General features: G+C 73.0%; 15 protein-coding genes. 9 read left to right on the top strand and 6 right to left on the bottom strand.

Annotated features, from left to right (window positions below; all coding sequences use genetic code 11):
- Positions 1-14: 14 nt before the first annotated feature.
- The 4 genes from ACQP26_RS28355 (at position 15) to ACQP26_RS28370 (ending at position 4,082) form a co-directional block, all read left to right on the top strand.
- On the top strand, positions 15-494 hold the full coding sequence (locus ACQP26_RS28355; protein WP_269703755.1) for an MSMEG_6728 family protein: 480 nt from the start codon (positions 15-17) through the stop codon (positions 492-494).
- A 196-nt stretch (positions 495-690) separates the two neighbouring features.
- A complete protein-coding gene (locus tag ACQP26_RS28360; RefSeq protein WP_433494433.1) occupies positions 691-2,235 on the top strand; it encodes an FAD-dependent oxidoreductase in 1,545 nt (514 codons plus the stop codon).
- A gap of 54 nt (positions 2,236-2,289) precedes the next feature.
- Positions 2,290-3,426 (top strand): hypothetical protein, encoded by a 1,137-nt coding sequence (locus ACQP26_RS28365; RefSeq protein ID WP_433494434.1) that lies wholly within the window; start codon positions 2,290-2,292, stop codon positions 3,424-3,426.
- Positions 3,427-3,641: 215 nt separating this feature from the next.
- Positions 3,642-4,082 carry an HNH endonuclease gene (locus tag ACQP26_RS28370; protein WP_269703752.1) on the top strand — a complete coding sequence of 147 codons (441 nt, stop codon included), beginning with the start codon at positions 3,642-3,644 and terminating at the stop codon, positions 4,080-4,082.
- Between the two features lie 79 nt (positions 4,083-4,161).
- Here ACQP26_RS28370 and ACQP26_RS28375 read toward each other — a convergent pair whose 3' ends face one another.
- Complete coding sequence (locus tag ACQP26_RS28375; RefSeq protein ID WP_433494435.1) at positions 4,162-4,785, bottom strand: TetR/AcrR family transcriptional regulator; 624 nt, start codon at positions 4,783-4,785, stop codon at positions 4,162-4,164.
- A gap of 69 nt (positions 4,786-4,854) precedes the next feature.
- Between ACQP26_RS28375 and ACQP26_RS28380 the strand changes: the two genes are divergently transcribed.
- The gene (locus ACQP26_RS28380) at positions 4,855-5,406 is read left to right on the top strand and encodes a peroxiredoxin-like family protein (RefSeq protein WP_433494436.1); all 552 of its coding nucleotides are present in this window, start codon (positions 4,855-4,857) and stop codon (positions 5,404-5,406) included.
- Between the two features lie 34 nt (positions 5,407-5,440).
- On the opposite strand, the gene ACQP26_RS28385 is transcribed toward ACQP26_RS28380, so the two are convergent.
- Complete coding sequence (locus ACQP26_RS28385) at positions 5,441-6,205, bottom strand: enoyl-CoA hydratase/isomerase family protein (protein ID WP_433494437.1); 765 nt, start codon at positions 6,203-6,205, stop codon at positions 5,441-5,443.
- Positions 6,206-6,280: 75 nt separating this feature from the next.
- Positions 6,281-8,680 carry a M4 family metallopeptidase gene (locus ACQP26_RS28390; RefSeq protein ID WP_433494438.1) on the bottom strand — a complete coding sequence of 800 codons (2,400 nt, stop codon included), beginning with the start codon at positions 8,678-8,680 and terminating at the stop codon, positions 6,281-6,283.
- A 171-nt stretch (positions 8,681-8,851) separates the two neighbouring features.
- Here ACQP26_RS28390 and ACQP26_RS28395 point away from each other — a divergent pair, with 171 nt between their 5' ends.
- Together ACQP26_RS28395 and ACQP26_RS28400 are read left to right on the top strand one after the other, a co-directional pair.
- Entirely contained in the window at positions 8,852-9,304 is a 453-nt protein-coding gene (locus ACQP26_RS28395; RefSeq protein WP_433494439.1) for a hypothetical protein, read from the top strand.
- A gap of 75 nt (positions 9,305-9,379) precedes the next feature.
- On the top strand, positions 9,380-10,036 hold the full coding sequence (locus ACQP26_RS28400; protein WP_281579605.1) for a type 1 glutamine amidotransferase domain-containing protein: 657 nt from the start codon (positions 9,380-9,382) through the stop codon (positions 10,034-10,036).
- Between the two features lie 7 nt (positions 10,037-10,043).
- Here the strand turns inward: ACQP26_RS28400 and ACQP26_RS28405 are convergent, their stop codons facing one another.
- Positions 10,044-10,655 carry a histidine phosphatase family protein gene (locus tag ACQP26_RS28405; protein WP_433494440.1) on the bottom strand — a complete coding sequence of 204 codons (612 nt, stop codon included), beginning with the start codon at positions 10,653-10,655 and terminating at the stop codon, positions 10,044-10,046.
- A 64-nt stretch (positions 10,656-10,719) separates the two neighbouring features.
- On the bottom strand, positions 10,720-11,139 hold the full coding sequence (locus ACQP26_RS28410) for a VOC family protein (protein WP_013475052.1): 420 nt from the start codon (positions 11,137-11,139) through the stop codon (positions 10,720-10,722).
- Positions 11,140-11,296: 157 nt separating this feature from the next.
- Between ACQP26_RS28410 and ACQP26_RS28415 the strand changes: the two genes are divergently transcribed.
- The gene (locus ACQP26_RS28415; RefSeq protein WP_433494441.1) at positions 11,297-13,177 is read left to right on the top strand and encodes a hypothetical protein; all 1,881 of its coding nucleotides are present in this window, start codon (positions 11,297-11,299) and stop codon (positions 13,175-13,177) included.
- On the opposite strand, the gene ACQP26_RS28420 is transcribed toward ACQP26_RS28415, so the two are convergent.
- The gene (locus ACQP26_RS28420; protein WP_433494442.1) at positions 13,146-13,676 is read right to left on the bottom strand and encodes a helix-turn-helix domain-containing protein; all 531 of its coding nucleotides are present in this window, start codon (positions 13,674-13,676) and stop codon (positions 13,146-13,148) included. The genes ACQP26_RS28415 and ACQP26_RS28420 overlap by 32 nt on opposite strands.
- Positions 13,677-13,807: 131 nt before the next feature.
- On the opposite strand from ACQP26_RS28420, the gene ACQP26_RS28425 reads away from it, so the two are divergent.
- A complete protein-coding gene (locus ACQP26_RS28425; RefSeq protein ID WP_433494443.1) occupies positions 13,808-14,719 on the top strand; it encodes a hypothetical protein in 912 nt (303 codons plus the stop codon).
- Positions 14,720-14,984: the final 265 nt, after the last annotated feature.

Below are 14,984 nucleotides of genomic sequence, written 5' to 3' on the forward strand. Positions count from 1 at the left end.
GGTAGAGCACCGGCATGCAGACGTTCCTGCCGTATCCGGACTTCCTGGCCAGCGCGCGCACGCTGGACCAGAAGCGGCTGGGCAAACAGCGCGTGGAGACGATCCAGGTGCTGCGCGGGCTGACCCGGCCGGACTACGGCTGGCGCAACCACCCGGCGGTGAAGATGTGGGCCGGGTACGAGGAGGCGCTGACCCGGTACGGGCTGGACATGTGCGCGGTGTGGTGCGAGCCGGGCCGGGCCGACACCTGTGCCGGCACGCTCGCCACCGACCTCGCCGCCGCCTGCGGCATCTCGCTGATCCGCACCCAGGACGAGCTGGCCGCCGCCGGTGAGCTGCCGCCCTGGCTGGGCCGCGACGACCTGCACCGCAGCCACCGATCCTCGTTGCTGCGCAAGGACCCCGCCCACTATGCACGGTTGTTCACCGACGTCTCCCCCGACCTGGAGTACGTCTGGCCCCCGTCCGACCGCCCCCGCCGCTGCCTGCCGTGAAAGGAAGGGCCCCTTGTTAACGCCTCCGGTAGAGGAAGGGCCCCTTGTTAACACCTGGCCTCCACCCCCACCCTGCGCAGGCAGCGCGCGGGCCGCCCGGCGTTAAGAAGGGCCCCCGCACATCCGTATGCGTTAAAAAGGGTCCCTTCCTTTCACCTCGGGCAGACTGGAGGGACCACCGACTGAAGGATGGCCCGTGAGTCTGTCGCAAGTGGTAGGTCGCCTGATCGGCGTACGCGAGCACGTGGTTGACCCGGGCGGCGGTGGCGCGGACCGCGTGCCGCGACCGGTCCCGGCGCTGGTGGTGGGCGGCGGCATCGCCGGCATGTCGGCGGCGGTGGTGCTGGCCGAGCGCGGCGTGGCGGTGACGGTGCTGGAGGCGGCGCCGCACCTCGGCGGGCGGCTCGGCGCGTGGTCGGAGGAGCTGCCCGACGGCGTCCAGCGCAACGAGCACGGCTTCCACGCGTTCTTCCGGCAGTACTGGAACTGGCGGTCGATCCTGCGCCGGGTCGACCCGGAACTGGGTTTCCTCAAGCCGATCCCGGGCTACCCGATCCTGTCCGAGCAGTGGCCGACGGAGGAGTTCGGCAAGCTGCCGCCGGCGCCGCCGGCGAACCTGCTGGCGCTGCTGCTGCGCAGCCCGAGCCTGCGCCTGGCGGACCTGCGCACGATGGACCGGGACGCCGCGCTGCCGTTGCTCACCTACGACCCGGTACGTACCTACGAGGAGTTCGACGAGCGCACGGCTGACGAACTGCTCGCCTCGCTGCGGCTGCCGGACCGGGCGCGGGCCATGCTGTTCGAGGTCTTCTCCCATTCGTTCTTCAACCACGAGGCGGAGATGTCGGCCGCCGAGATGATCGCGCAGTTCCACTTCTACCTGCTCGGCAATCCGGAGGGGCTGGCGTTCGACTGCCCTGATCGGGACTACGGCACGGCGATCTGGGAGCCGCTGACCCGGCACGTGGAGAAGCACGGCGGCCGGGTGACGACCGGCGCGGCGGCGGCCCGGCTGGACCGTACCCCGGCGGGGTGGCAGGTGACCGGCGCCGACGGTGACGTCTGGGAGGCGCCGCACGTGGTGCTCGCGGTGGATCCGCCCGCACTCGCCGCGCTGGTCGGCGCCTCGCCCGGCCTGGTCGCGGCGGCACCCGAGCTGGTGGCGCGGATGCCCGCGTTCGGCACGCCCGGGCCGCCGTACGCGGTCGCGCGGTACTGGATGGACGGGGACGTCCGGGCCGACCGGGCGGTGTTCAGCGGCGTCTCCCGGCAGCCCACGCTGGACTCGGTGACGCTCTACCACCGGCTGGAGGACGAACCGCGCCGCTGGGCCGAGCGGACCGGCGGCTCGGTGGTGGAGCTGCACGCGTACGCCTGCGAGCCGGACGTGCCCGCCGACGAGCTGGCCGCGCGGATGCTGCGGGAGCTGACCGCGCTCTGGCCGGAGGTGGCCGACCTGCGGGTACGCGAACTGCGCGCCCGGGTGGAGGCGCAGGCGCCGGCGTTCACGCCGGGTAGCCACGCCTGGCGTCCCGGGGTGGAGACCGACGCGCCGGGCCTCTACCTGGCCGGGGACGGCATCCGCACGGAGTTCCCGAGTGCGTTGATGGAACGGTCGGCGGCCACCGGCATCATCGCGGCGAACCACATCCTGCGGGCCGAGGGGGCGGCGGCCGAGCCGGTCCGGTCGATCCGTCCGCGCGGCCTGCTGGCCGGTCGCACCCCTGCAAAAAGCCCTTAAGCGGTCGAAAACGGTTCTACGCTCGACTGATCCGGTGACACGGGAGGTCGGGCGGTGAGCACCGCGACACGGGAGCGGCGCGACGAGGAGCACGGGACACCGCGGGAGGAACGGACCGCGGTGGTCACCGCGCTGCGACTCGGCTGGTCGATGGCGGACGCCTACCACCACGCGCAGACCGCCGACCTGACCGACGGCGGGAACCGGCCGGTGGCCGCGCCGCCGAAGCTGTCGAACCTGACCGAGCTGGCCGGATGGCACCGGCTCGGCATGTATCTGGACGGCGTGGACGTGGCGCTGGCGCAGATCGCGCCACTGACCCCGGCGGGCCGTACGGTGCCGTCCACCGCCGCCGCCCGCCGCGCCACCGGCGCCGACCGGGAGCCGCTGCTGCGCGCGCTCGACGACCTCAACATCGACGTGCTGCGCTGGACGATGGCGACGAACCACCGGGTGGGCGTGGCGTACCGGCTGGGGCGCTCGCTCGCCGACACCGTGCGACGTGGCGACGCCGACAAACTGGCCGCGCGCTTCGGTGGCCGGCACCTCCAGATCAGCAGGTGGCTGGACGAGCTGGCGAGCGTGCTGCCGCCGTATTCGGCAGCCGTGGTGCGCCGCTCGCTAGCCGCCTGGGCCACGGCTGTCGGCCGGGCCACGGTGGGTGACCCGGGCGAGGCCGGGCTCGCCGAGCTGGCCCGCGAGCTGCGCAACCAGGGCGACCTGTGGCAGGACGTGCTCACCGGCGGGCTGCACCCGCGCGACCTGCTGGACGAGGAGAACTGGGCGGTGATCGCCCGCAACGTCGTCATCCGGGACCGGAAGCTGGTGGCGCAGGCGGCCCGGGGCATCTTCTGGCCGGTGCTGGCACCCCTGCTGGTGGTGCTGCTCGCGGTCGTGGGGGTCAGCGCCGCCGCCGCGGCCGGCTCCCCCACCACCCGGGCTGCGGTGGCGCTCGTCGGCCTCGGCGCCGGGCTCACCGCGATCTGGCGGTCGATCTCCACGCCCACGCTGTCGGTGGCGGCCGAGGTGAACCGCCCGCTGCTGGACAGCGAGCTGGTGGTGCAGATGACCGCCCGGATCGACCGGCCGCTCACCGCCGCGAGACGTGCCGGGCGGGCCGGACGGCAGCGGCGGCCCGCCGACGACGGATCGAAATACGTTGGCCCCGACTCCCGGATCGATCTACCGTGAGCGCGCAAGGTCAACCACCGTTCCAGGAGCCGTCGATGTCGCTGCGATACGCCACCACGATGACGCCGTGGCTGCTCGGCGACGGCTGCCGGGAACACGGTCCCTGGCCCGGAGGGCACGACTGACGCGCGTCGCGCGTCCCGTCGTCGCCGCCCGGTCCCGTGGACCGGGCGGCTTTTTCGTCGCCGTACCGCCGATCGTGAAGGGAGAGCCCGGTGGACGCCGTCCTCGTCATAAACGCCGACCTCGGCCCGCTGCACCGGGTCACCGTCAAACACGCGATCCGGATGCTCTGCCGCCGGGTCGCCGAGATCCACGAGGCCGAGCCCGACCGGGTGATCGGCGTCTTCCCGCTGCCGCGGGTGGTCCGCCTCGTCCGGTACGTGGTGACCCGCTGGCGGTTCAGCGCCGGCCCGGCCTGGTCCCGGGCCGGGGTGCTGGCGCGCGACCGGCGGCGGTGCGCCTACTGCGACGGCACGGCGAGCACGATCGACCACATCCTGCCCCGCTCGCGCGGTGGCCGGAACACCTGGGGGAACACCACCGCCGCCTGCTACGCGTGCAACCAGCGCAAGGGTGACCGGACCCCGGCCGAGGCGGGCATGCCGCTGCGGCGGGAGCCGGTGACGCCGAGCTGGGCCGCGCTGGCGCGGTGACCGACGGCCGGCGGGCACAGGGGGCGGTGTCGGGGGTACGCCCCGGCGCCGCGCCCGCCGGTCCCGCCGTCACCGGCGCCTAGCTGCCGAGGCGCCGGGCCAGGCCGTCGAGCAGGAGGTCCAGCCCGCCACCGAACTCGTTCTCGGGTGCGACCGCGCCGGCCGCGCGCGCGGTCGCGGCGAGCAGGGGGAACTCGTCGCGGGGCAGCGCCGCGATGACAGCCGTTCCGGGGCCGGCGAGCGCGCCGAGGTGTTCCATCTGGATCGCGCCGATCACGTAGCCGAGCAGGGCGCGGAACGCGATCACCCGTCCGGTGCCGGTGAAGCCGGTCCCGGTCAGCACCGCGAGCACCGCCTCGCCCCAGCGCAGGATCGTCGGCGAGCGGTGCCGGTACGCGGGGAGCAACGGCACCACCGCCGGGTGGACGCCGACCGCGCGGCGTACCCGCTCGGCCAGGTCGCGGATGCCGTCCGCCCACGGGACGTCGGGCGGCGGGCGGGTGTCGACCGGTTCGAGGACCCGCTCGACGACGAGCGCCTCCAACTCGTCGCGGTCGGCGACGTAGCGGTAGAGGCCCATGGTGCTGGTGCCGAGCTGCGCGCCGACGGCGCGCATGGTGAGGCCGGTGAGGCCGTCCCGGTCGAGCACCGCGAGCGCCGCGTCGGCGAGCTGGGCCGGGGTCAGGGAACGGGGACGGGGCATGGCCTTGACAGCGTACAAGATACGCCTACGGTTGTAGGAGTACGTCGTACGCCTACAACGGGAGCGCGCATGGACGTCGTCACCCCCCGCCACCTGACCAGCGTGACCGGCACCGGAATCGACCTGCCGGATCCGGACCGCCTGGTCCACCTTCAGTTCCGGCGATTCGCCGGCTGCCCGGTCTGCAACCTCCACCTGCGCTCGATCGTCCGCCGGCACGCCGAGATCGAGGCGGCGGGCGTACGCGAGGTGGTGCTCTTCCACTCCCCCGCCGACGAACTGCGCGAGCACGTCACCGACCTGCCGTTCGCCGTGGTGGCCGATCCGGACCGGCGGCTCTACCGAGAGTTCGGTGTGGAGTCGGCGCGGCGGTCGCTGCTCGACCCACGCGCCTGGCTGCCGATCCTGCGAGCAGTGGTGACCGGCACCTGGCATGTGCTGCGCGGCCGGGAGAAGCTGCCGTCCACCTCCCCGCACGGCGGGCGGCTCGGGCTGCCGGCCGACTTCCTGATCGCGCCGGACGGTCGGGTGCTCGCCGCGAAGCACGGTGAACACGCCTCCGACCAGTGGTCGGTGGACGAACTACTGGCCCAGGTGAGTCAGAGCCGGCCGGCGCGGTGACCGCTGACCGGCATGGCGGGCGCGGGCGGTCCGGTCAGACGGCGGGCGGGGTCCAGCCGAAGCGCGGCGGCCGGCGCTCGTTGATCGCCGCCACCCCCTCGCGGGCCTCGCCGCTGTCCCGTACCTGGGCGTGCCACCAGGCCAGCCGGTCGGCGTCGGCGCGCCCGTCCACGATCTCCTTCGCGGCGGTCACGGTGAGCCGGGACCGCTCGGCGACGGTGGCGGTCAGCGCCGCCACCCGCCCGGCCAGCTCGCCGGCCGGCAGCACCTCGTCGATCAGGCCGATCCGCAGCGCCCGCTCGGCGTCGACCAGCTCGCTGGTGAACAGCAGGTGCTTCGCGGCGGACGGCCCGACCAGCGCGGCCAGCCGCCGCGTGGTCGGCGCCGGGTAGACCAGGCCGAGCCGGGCCGGGGGTACGCCGAACCGGGCGTCCGCCGAGGCCAGCCGCAGGTCGCAGGCGACGGCGAGCTGGCAGCCGCCACCCACGCAGGCACCCTCGATCGCGGCCACAGTGGGGCGGCCGAACGCGGCGAGCCGTTCCTCGGCGGCCACCGCGATGCTGCCGTCACCGGCGGCAAGCAGCTCGTCCAGGTCGCCCAGGTCGGCACCGGCGCAGAAGGTCCCGCCTGCTCCGGTGAGCACCAGCACCCGTACCGCCGGGTCGGCCTCCAGGCCGTCGAGCAGCACCGGGAGCTGCTGCCACATGGCCGGGGTCATGGCGTTGCGCCGGGCCGGGTTGTGGATGACGACAGTGGCCACCGGGCCGTCCAGGGTGACAGTCAGTTCCGCGTCGGACATGGGCCGACCGTAACGGGCGGGGCCCGGCGACCACCCGCGTGGGTGGCCGCCGGGCCCCGGGGTCGGGCGGTCAGGTCAGGAGACGTTGAGCGCGGTGTCGTCGATCACGAACGAGGTCTGCAGCGAGCTGTCCTCGGTGCCGGTGAACTTCAGCGTGACGGTCTGCCCGGCGTACGCGGCCAGGTTGAACGACTTCTGGCTGTAGCCGCTGGCCTTGTTCAGGTTCGAGTAGGTCGCCAGCGTGGCCAGCACCGAGCCGGACGAGTTGAGCACCTGCACGTTCAGCTTGTCGTACTGGACGCTGCTGGTGCTCTCGGCCGAGTCGATGTGCAGCCAGAACGAGAGAGAGTACGCGGAGCAGCCGCTCGGCAGGCTCACCGACTGCGACAGCGTGTCGGTGCGGGTGCTGCCGTAGCCGTTCAGCCACGCGTTCCACGTACCCGTGCGGGTCGGCTGGCCCTGCGAGCCGTACTGGCCGATGACGCCGGAGGTGGTGGCCCAGACCGTGTTGCCGGACTCGAAGCCGGGGTTGCCGAGCTTCTGGCCGGCGCCGGTGCAGCCGCCGCCGACGCTGCTCACGGTCAGCGAGTACGTGGCGGTCTTCGTGCCCGACGCCGCGCTGCCGGTGACTGTCACCGAGTAGGTGCCCGCCGGGGTGCTGGAGCTGGTGGAGACGGTGAGCGTGGACGAGCCGCCCGAGGTCACCGAGGTGGGGCTGAACGACGCGGTGGCGCCGGTCGGCAGGCCGGACGCGGAGAACGTCACGGTCTGCGCGGTCCCGCTGGTGGTGGACGTGGCGACGGTGGCGGAGGCCGAACCACCCGCGGTCACCGACCCGGAGGTCGGCGAGAGCGAGACGGAGAAGTCGTTGCCGGTCGAGCTGCACGGCGCGTCGTTGCCGGCCACGTTCACCGCGGTCCACGCGGCCTGAACGGTCTTGTACTCGGTGGAGCAGTTGCCGTACAGGTCCGTCGCTGCCCGCAGGGTGTACGCGCGGGCGGTGTTGGCCGGGTTGCTGGTGTTGACGTACGAGGTGTTCGAGGTGAAGTACACGTCGAGCGCCCGGTACCAGATCTTCTCCGCCTTGGCGCGGCCGATGCCGGTCACCGCCGGGGCCGAGCCGCAGACCGGCGAGGTGCCGTACGCGGTGGCGCCGGTGCCCTCGGCGAGGTTGAAGAAGAAGTGGTTGCCGACGCCGGAGGAGTAGTGCACGTCCTTGTTCCTCGTGCTGGTGGACCAGCAGGAGTCGGACGAGCCGTCCAGCGACGGGTTGTACATGTAGCGCAGCGGCGTACCGTTGCCGTTGATGTTGATCTTCTCACCGACCTGGTAGTCGCCCGGGTCGCTCGGCGCGGCGGCGTAGAACTCCACCATGTTGCCGAAGATGTCGCTGGTGGACTCGTTGAGGCCACCGGACTCACCGGAGTAGACCAGCCCGGCCAGCGCCTCGGTGACGCCGTGGCTCATCTCGTGCCCGGCCACGTCCAGCGAGACCAGCGGACGGGAGTTGCCCGAGCCGTCGCCGTAGGTCATCTGGGACCCGTCCCAGAAGGCGTTGACGTAGTTGTTGCCGTAGTGCACCCGGCTCGGCACACCCTGGCCGTTGCCGAAGATGCCGTTGCGGCCGTGCACGTTCTTGAAGTAGTCGAACGTCTTGGCGGCGCCGAAGTGGGCGTCCACGGCGGCCGACTGCCGGTTCGAGGTGGCGCCGTTGCCCCACGCGTTGTCCGCGTCGGTAAACGTGGTGCAGGTGGAGGTCCCGTTGTTCATGTCGCAGGTACGGCCGTTGCCGCGTACCGGGTCGATCATCTGGTACGTGCTGCCGGAGAGCGTCGTGTCGATGGTGACCGAGCCGGTGTAGATGCCCTGGCCGGTGCCGGCCACCGTCTCGATCTCGTCGTACGAGCCGATCACCTTGCCGGTGGTGGCGTCGGTGATGACGTGCAGCTTCGACGGCGTCTGCTTGTCCGCCTTCCAGCCGGTCGCGACGGTCTCCCAGGCGAGGCGGCCCTTGCCGCTGCTGGCGTCGACGAACAGCTCCGGGGTGCCGACCGAGGTGAGGGAGCCGGAGAACGTCTTGCGGGCGCTGGCCTTCGCCGCGTCCGCGCCGACCTTGGCGTTGGTGCTCAGGGTCAGCGGGGCGGACAGGCTGACCGACGCGCTGGTCATGGTGCCGTTCGGGGCGGTGTGGATGACGAAGTCACCGCCGTACACCCGCAGACCCTGGTAGGTCCGGCTGTACCGGGTGTGCGCCGCCCCGGAGGGGTCGACCTTGGTGCGGACGGCCTGATAGGCCTCACCGTTGGCGCCCTGGACGACGCCGGGGTTGGCGCGCAGCAGGCTCGCGGCCTGGGCTGCGGCCGAGGTCTCGGGGCTGGGGGCGCTTGGCGCTGCCGCTTGCGCCGAGGTGGTGACGCAGGCCAGCACGCCGCTGGTGAGCAGCGCTGCGCTGACGGCGGCGACGGATCTTTTCACGGGCCCTCCTGGAAGGCGAAGTTGTGACGGGGGTAGTCACTGATGTAGATATAGCGATACATCGAAGAACGTGAAAGAGGCTGGCGAGATCCCGCCGGAGACATTGACCGAACGGATGAGGAGGAGCCGGTGGGCAGGAACCGGGTGGTCCCGTCGCGCGTCCGATCCGGTATGAGAGCTGCCCTCGCCGCGGCGGCCGCCGCCGCCCTTCTCGTCCCGCTCGCCGGCTGCGCCCGCACCGACGCCCCGCCCGTCCTCACGGACGGGCCCTCGCCGCTGCCCGCCACCGAGGTCGTGCTCGTGAAGTCGGGCGGCATCGCCGGAGTGAAGGACACCGTCACCGTGCGGCCGGACGGCCACTGGACGAAGACCGACCGGACCGGCGCCTCCCAGGAGGGCCGGCTCGCCGAGGCGGACGCCGCCCGGCTGCGACAGCTCGCCACCGACCCCCGGCTGGCCACCGAGGCCACCGAGACCAAGGGCCCGGACAACTGCGCCGACGGGTTCACCTACCGGCTCACCGTCGGCCCGGCCGAGAGCGGGTACGTGGACTGCGGGCCCGCCGCCCGGCCGCCGGCCGTCACCGCCGAGGTGGTCGAGCTGCTCACCCGCGCCACCGGCTGACCCGGCTCTCAAACCCGCTGTCGCTGTGACATCGACCTATGGCCGGCGGACGGGCGACGAGGCCAGCATGGAAGCATGACTCGTGCACTCATCGCTCTGACCAGTCACTCCGAGCTGGGCCGCACCGGCCGCTCGACCGGCTACTACGTCGGCGAGGCCGCCGAGCCGTGGGAGGTGTTCCGGGCCGCCGGGTACGACGTCGACCTCGTCTCCGTGGCCGGCGGGGAGCCGCCCGTCGACGGGCGGGACGAGAACGACAGCACCCAGAACGACTTCCTCGCCACCGCCGGCGTCACGGACACCCCGAAGGCCGCCGACGTCGACCCGGCCGGGTACGACGTGATCCTCTTCGCCGGCGGTCACGGCACCATGTGGGACTTCCCCGACGACCCCGACCTGGCCCGGATCGCCCGCTCGGTCTACGAGCGCGGCGGCGTGGTGGCCGCCGTCTGCCACGGCCCGTCGGCGCTGGTGAACCTCACCCTCACCGACGGCTCCCGGCTCGTCGCCGGCAAGCGGGTGGCCGGGTTCACCAACAGCGAGGAGGCGGCCGTCGGGCTCACCGACGAGGTGCCCTTCCTGCTCGCCGACAAGCTCGGCGAGGCGGGCGCGCAGCACGTGCCGGCACCGGACTTCACCGAGCACGTGGTCGTCGACGGGCGCCTGGTCACCGGCCAGAACCCGCAGTCCGCCCGCGCCGTCGCCGACGCCGTGGTGAAGCTGATCCCCTGAGCGCCGGTCAGAACCGGTAGTCGTCGGGCAGGCCGGTGGCACGCAGCTCGGGCGGCAGGTGGGCGACGTCGTTGTGCGCGACGAGCGTCGGCGGGCCGCCCGAGCTGTAGCGGATCACGGTGAGCCCGCAGTTCTGCTGGTTGAGCCCGATCCACCGGTGCGGCGGCGCCTCCAGCGCGTGCAGCACCAGCCAGGCGACCAGGAAGTTGTGGGTGACGACCAGCTCGCGTACGTCACCCTCCGCGGGGGCGGCGGCGAACCGCGCCACCGCCTCCGCTGTCACGCGCGGTCCGTCGCGCCGTTCCCGCTCGGTGAACCCGGCCAGGAACTCCGCGTACCGCTCGGGCAGGCAGGCCGGGTCGGTGTCGTGCGGCACGTGGTCGCCGGCGCGGTCGTCCTCGCGTACCGGAACACCTGGTAGCGACGCCGCGACCAGCGCGGCGGTCTCCGCGGCCCGGCGGGCCGGCCCATGGTGTACGGCGGTGAGACCGGCCCCGCGCAGTCGCTCGCCCAGGAGCGCCGCCTGGCGCCGCCCGCGCTCGGACAGTCCGGTGTCCGCCTCCTCCTCCGGCCGGTCCTGTTCGCCGTGGCGGACCAGGTAGAGCAGGCGGCTGGGCATCGGCACCTCCACGGTCGGGGACCGCGAGACTAGCCCGCGGTCCGCCGTCCGGGTGGCCCGCCGGTCACGGACGCTGGTGCATCTGCCCGATCCGGATGCGGTTGCCGAACGGGTCGCGGATACCGAAGTCGATCCCGTACGGCCGGTCGGTCGGCTCGTCGGTCACCTCGACGCCCTTCGCGACCAGGTCCGCGTAGGTCTTGTGCGCGTCGTCGGTGGTGAAGAACAGGAAACCGCCCGCGGCGCCCTTGGTGAGCAGCTCCCGGACCTGCTCGGCGGTCTTCGGGTCCAGGGCCGGCGGGCCCGGCTTCTCCAGCAGGATCTCCCGGCCCGGGTCACCGGGCACGTTGACGGTGAGCCAGCGCATGAAGCCGAGGTCCTGGTCGGTGCTGACCTCCAGGCCGAGCTTGCCGACGTAGAAGTCGAGCGCCTCGTCCTGGTCGAGGACGTAGATCTGGGAGCGGGAAGTCGAAGTCATCGTCATGCCGACGACGCTAGAGCAGCGCCCCGACCTGCTGCTTATCCAAAACTGCGCGAGTTCCGCAACCCGGCACCTGGTCCGGCTTGCGTCGTTTGTCCATTCGGGGACATCGCTGTGTCATCCGCTGTTAACGTCCTCGCGACGACATCGGGGGAAGTCGATGCAGTTGATGTTGGCCTGGGCCGCCACGAGCGCCCTTCCGCAGTCCCGCCACGACGCCGCCGTCGACCGGTTCGACAGGGCCGCCGCCGAGCTGGTGCCGGCCAGCTGGCACCGCCGCCGCCTCGGCGACACGGATCGGGGCGTGCTGGTGATGCACCCGGCCGAGCCGGGCGGCTACCGGTGGCCGCCCGTCGCCACCGACGGCACCCTCTCCGCCGTCTCCGTGGGCATCCCGGTCGGCGCCGACGGCGACGACCCGGTGGTGCTCGCCCGACGCCTGCTCACCGGCGATGACGTGCACCGCGACGTCGTACCGCCGTTCGCGCTGCTCGCCCTCGACCACGACCGCCTCGCCCTGCAACAGGACTGGCTGGGCATGGCCCGGGTGTTCACCGGCACGGCCGACGGGGTGACGGCCTGGTGCACCCGGCCCGGCCTGCTCGCCGCCTTTCTGCACGGGCCGGCCCGCCCGGATCCGGCCGGCTGGGCGTCGTACCTGCTCACCGGCCACTTCGGCGGCGACCTCTGCCCGCTGGAAGGCATCCGGCTGCTGCGGCCGGGCGAGCGGATCACCGGCCGCCGCCGCGCCGACGGCGGCTGGCGGCTCGACACCGAGATCCGGTACGCCACCGACGACGTGGTCCGCAGCGGCCTCGCCGACCGGGACCGGCCGATCGACGAGCGGCTGGACCGGGCCGCGGACGCGTTGACCCGGGCCGTCGCCGGCCTGCACCGGCTGCACGACGGTGAGGTCACGCTCGGCCTCTCCGGCGGCAAGGACTCCCGGCTCATCGCCGCGACGCTCGTCGCCGCCGGCCGCACGCCGAACCTCGCCACGAACGACGACACCCCCGCCGAGGGCGACGTGGCCCGCGAGCTGGTCCGGCTCGTACGGGACCGGCGCGGACTGGACCTGCCGCACCGCCTCGTACCGGCCGCGCCCCCGGCCGCCGTCCTCGGCGTCGGCCTGACGGACCGGGCGCGACGGCTCGCCGCGCTGCACGACCACCAGTTCCCGTCGAACTACCTGACCCGGCCGGCCGCGCGCACCCGGCTGCCCGAGGTGGTACGCGCGCCGAGCCTCACCGGCGCGGCCGGCGAACTGGTGGTCGGCTACTGGTATCCCCCGGCCGACGCCGACCCGGCACCCACACCCGAGCAGGCGGGCCTGACCAAGCTGCTGGCCGGCGTACCGAACGCCGCGGCGGCACCGGAGGCGCTGGCCGCCGAACGGGACCGCGTCACCGCCCTGCTGGCCCACGCCCGGGGCATCGGCCTGCGCGACGAGCACCTGATCGACTACCTCTACCTGGTCGAGCGGATGCGTCGGTGGTGCACCTCCGCGTACACCACGGGGATGGTCACCCCGTTCCTGGCGCCCGGCTTCGTCGCGGCCAGCTTCGCGTTCACCGTGGCGGAGAAACGGGCGCGCCTGCCGCACACCGCGCTGATCGCCCGGCTCGTACCGGAATGGGCGGACGTGCCGTTCGTCAGCGCCGCCACCGGGCCGTCCCGGGCCACCCGGATCTGGGAGGGCGACGGTGTCGCCGCCGTGGCCGACCTGCTGGACACCGTCCACGGGCCGCTCACCGAGCTGATCCGGCGTCCGGCCGTGGAGCGGGATCTGCGTACCGCCGCCCGAGGCGGCCGGCCCGACCCCCGGGTGCTGGCGCAGTTCACCGCGCTGGCGGTCGCCTCCGAACGGCTCGAACCCGGCTTCACCAGGCCGTCGACCGGTGCCACCTACGCCCGGGTCACCGCGCCGCCGCGCCCGCGTACGCCGACGAAGAGCCGGCTGGGCGGCTTGCGCTGGGTACGACGCAGCCGGCTCGGCGACCGGCTCTGGGTCATCGTGCGGCGGCAGGTACGGGGGCGCTGACCTCGGCGGCGGCGCGCTTCGTCCCGACGGCGGTGGCCGGCTCGCCCGTCGTGGCCGGCTCGTCGGTTGTGCCCGGCTCGTCCGTCGTGGCCGGCTCGTCCGCCGTGGCGCTCGGGCGCATCCATGCCTTGGTGAAGCAGCTCGGGACGTCGGCCGGCGCGGCCTTGCGGCGCCGGTAAGCCGACGGCGACTCACCGACGATGCCGTGGAACGTGCGGCTGAACGTGCCGAGGCTGCCGAAACCGACCAGGTGGCAGATCTCGGTGACCGGTTCGTCGGTGCGCACCAGCAGGTACATGGCCCGTTCCACCCGGCGGCGTTGCAGGTAGCGGTGCGGCGTCTCGCCGAAGGTGGCCCGGAAGGTACGGATGAAATGCGCCTCCGAGACGTGGGCGATCCGGGCCAGCGCGGGGATGTCGAGCGGCTGCGCGTACGCCCGGTCCATCGCGTCCCGGGCGCGCAGCATCGCCCGGTTGGACTCCTCGACGGCGCGACTCATCGCCGGCCAGCGTACCGCCGACGGCGGCGGGGCAGCGATGGACGGCCACCTCTGCCATCATGACCTCCGCCACCACTCTGCGTGGCGGCAGGCGGACCTTCCGCCACCAAACGGGGTTCACGGGGAGGACCATGCGTACCAGATTGGCCATCATCCTGGCTGCCGCGCTCGGGGTCGTCGCATCCCTGGCGCTCGCCGGGGCGCCCGCACAAGCGGCAACCGGCTCCACCGCCACTGTCGCCGACCGGCTCGTCCTGGAGCCGACCGAGCGTGGTTACCGCGGCTCGCTGGAGGTCGACCTCACCTATCACGGCGCCGAGCCGACCTTCGCCCGGTACGTCGTCACGGAGCCGATCGTCGGTTCCTACCTCAACGACGCCTGGGCCACCAGCTGCTACAGCAGCGGGCACCAGCTTCCCGACGGCCGGATCCGGGTCGAGTGCGAGGTGCCGGGCGGCCGGCTCATGCCCGGTGAGCACCGTCGCTTCCGGGTCGACTTCCAGGTCCTCACCGCGGTCCAGGCCTACGCGATGAAGGCCGGCAACGGGCGGCTCGCCGTGACCGTCGACGGCCAGACGGTCACCGACGAGACGTTCCGTACCCGGTTCCGCTCCACGACCGGCTCGCTCGCCGACCCGCAGCCGTACGTCCAGGACACCCAGGTCGACCTGTCCGTCTCCGTAGCCGGACCGTTGACCCTGGTACGTCACCCCGCAGGCGGGTTCGCGGGCACGGTCCGAGTGACGGTCAGCGCCCACACCGATGCTCCGCACCGGGGAGTGCGAATCAGCGGCCACAACCTGTCCGCGGACTTCGGCTGGCCCTGGACCGAGGAGTGCAGCCACGAGTGTGTGCCCGGCGGACCGATCGCGGAGGGCGAGGAACGCACTTTCGATCTTCACCTCGACTACTTCGGCACGACAGTCGGTGACCTGGGCGAGATCAGTCTCGAAGTGCAGGCCGAGTGGTTGACGCCTCAGACGGATGCGAACCCGGCCGACAACGTGGCGACCTTCCGGGCCTTCGCCGTGGACGCCGCCTGACCGATCCACGTACGGTCGCCCTCGCCGGGCATGGTGTGCCCGGCGAGGGCGTCATCGGCGGCCTCGACAATCACGGAGCCCGACCATGAGACTGCCGCCCGGAGCCACCGGCTTCCACGCACCCGGCGAACGAGCAGACGTCGGGGCATTCACCGCCGTTTGTCACCACGCCGCCCGAGCCATCGGCGCCACCGTCACCGGCGTCACCCCGCCGGCGTCACCCCCAGCTTCCACACGGCCGACGTCGCCGAAGCCGGACACCGAC

The organism is Micromonospora sp. CA-248089 (genome assembly GCF_050948515.1).
Classification (GTDB): domain Bacteria; phylum Actinomycetota; class Actinomycetes; order Mycobacteriales; family Micromonosporaceae; genus Micromonospora.

What these genes read in the sequence shown, in the direction of transcription:
- ACQP26_RS28405 (WP_433494440.1), bottom strand. Translation starts at nt 10,655, where the DNA reads ATGCCCAGCCGCCTGCTCTACCTGGTCCGCCACGGCGAACAGGACCGG.
- ACQP26_RS28385 (WP_433494437.1), bottom strand. Translation starts at nt 6,205, where the DNA reads ATGTCCGACGCGGAACTGACTGTCACCCTGGACGGCCCGGTGGCCACT.
- ACQP26_RS28400 (WP_281579605.1), top strand. Translation starts at nt 9,380, where the DNA reads ATGACTCGTGCACTCATCGCTCTGACCAGTCACTCCGAGCTGGGCCGC.
- ACQP26_RS28410 (WP_013475052.1), bottom strand. Translation starts at nt 11,139, where the DNA reads ATGACGATGACTTCGACTTCCCGCTCCCAGATCTACGTCCTCGACCAG.
- ACQP26_RS28420 (WP_433494442.1), bottom strand. Translation starts at nt 13,676, where the DNA reads ATGAGTCGCGCCGTCGAGGAGTCCAACCGGGCGATGCTGCGCGCCCGG.
- ACQP26_RS28415 (WP_433494441.1), top strand. Translation starts at nt 11,297, where the DNA reads ATGCAGTTGATGTTGGCCTGGGCCGCCACGAGCGCCCTTCCGCAGTCC.
- ACQP26_RS28355 (WP_269703755.1), top strand. Translation starts at nt 15, where the DNA reads ATGCAGACGTTCCTGCCGTATCCGGACTTCCTGGCCAGCGCGCGCACG.
- ACQP26_RS28380 (WP_433494436.1), top strand. Translation starts at nt 4,855, where the DNA reads ATGGACGTCGTCACCCCCCGCCACCTGACCAGCGTGACCGGCACCGGA.
- ACQP26_RS28425 (WP_433494443.1), top strand. Translation starts at nt 13,808, where the DNA reads ATGCGTACCAGATTGGCCATCATCCTGGCTGCCGCGCTCGGGGTCGTC.
- ACQP26_RS28375 (WP_433494435.1), bottom strand. Translation starts at nt 4,785, where the DNA reads ATGCCCCGTCCCCGTTCCCTGACCCCGGCCCAGCTCGCCGACGCGGCG.
- ACQP26_RS28395 (WP_433494439.1), top strand. Translation starts at nt 8,852, where the DNA reads ATGAGAGCTGCCCTCGCCGCGGCGGCCGCCGCCGCCCTTCTCGTCCCG.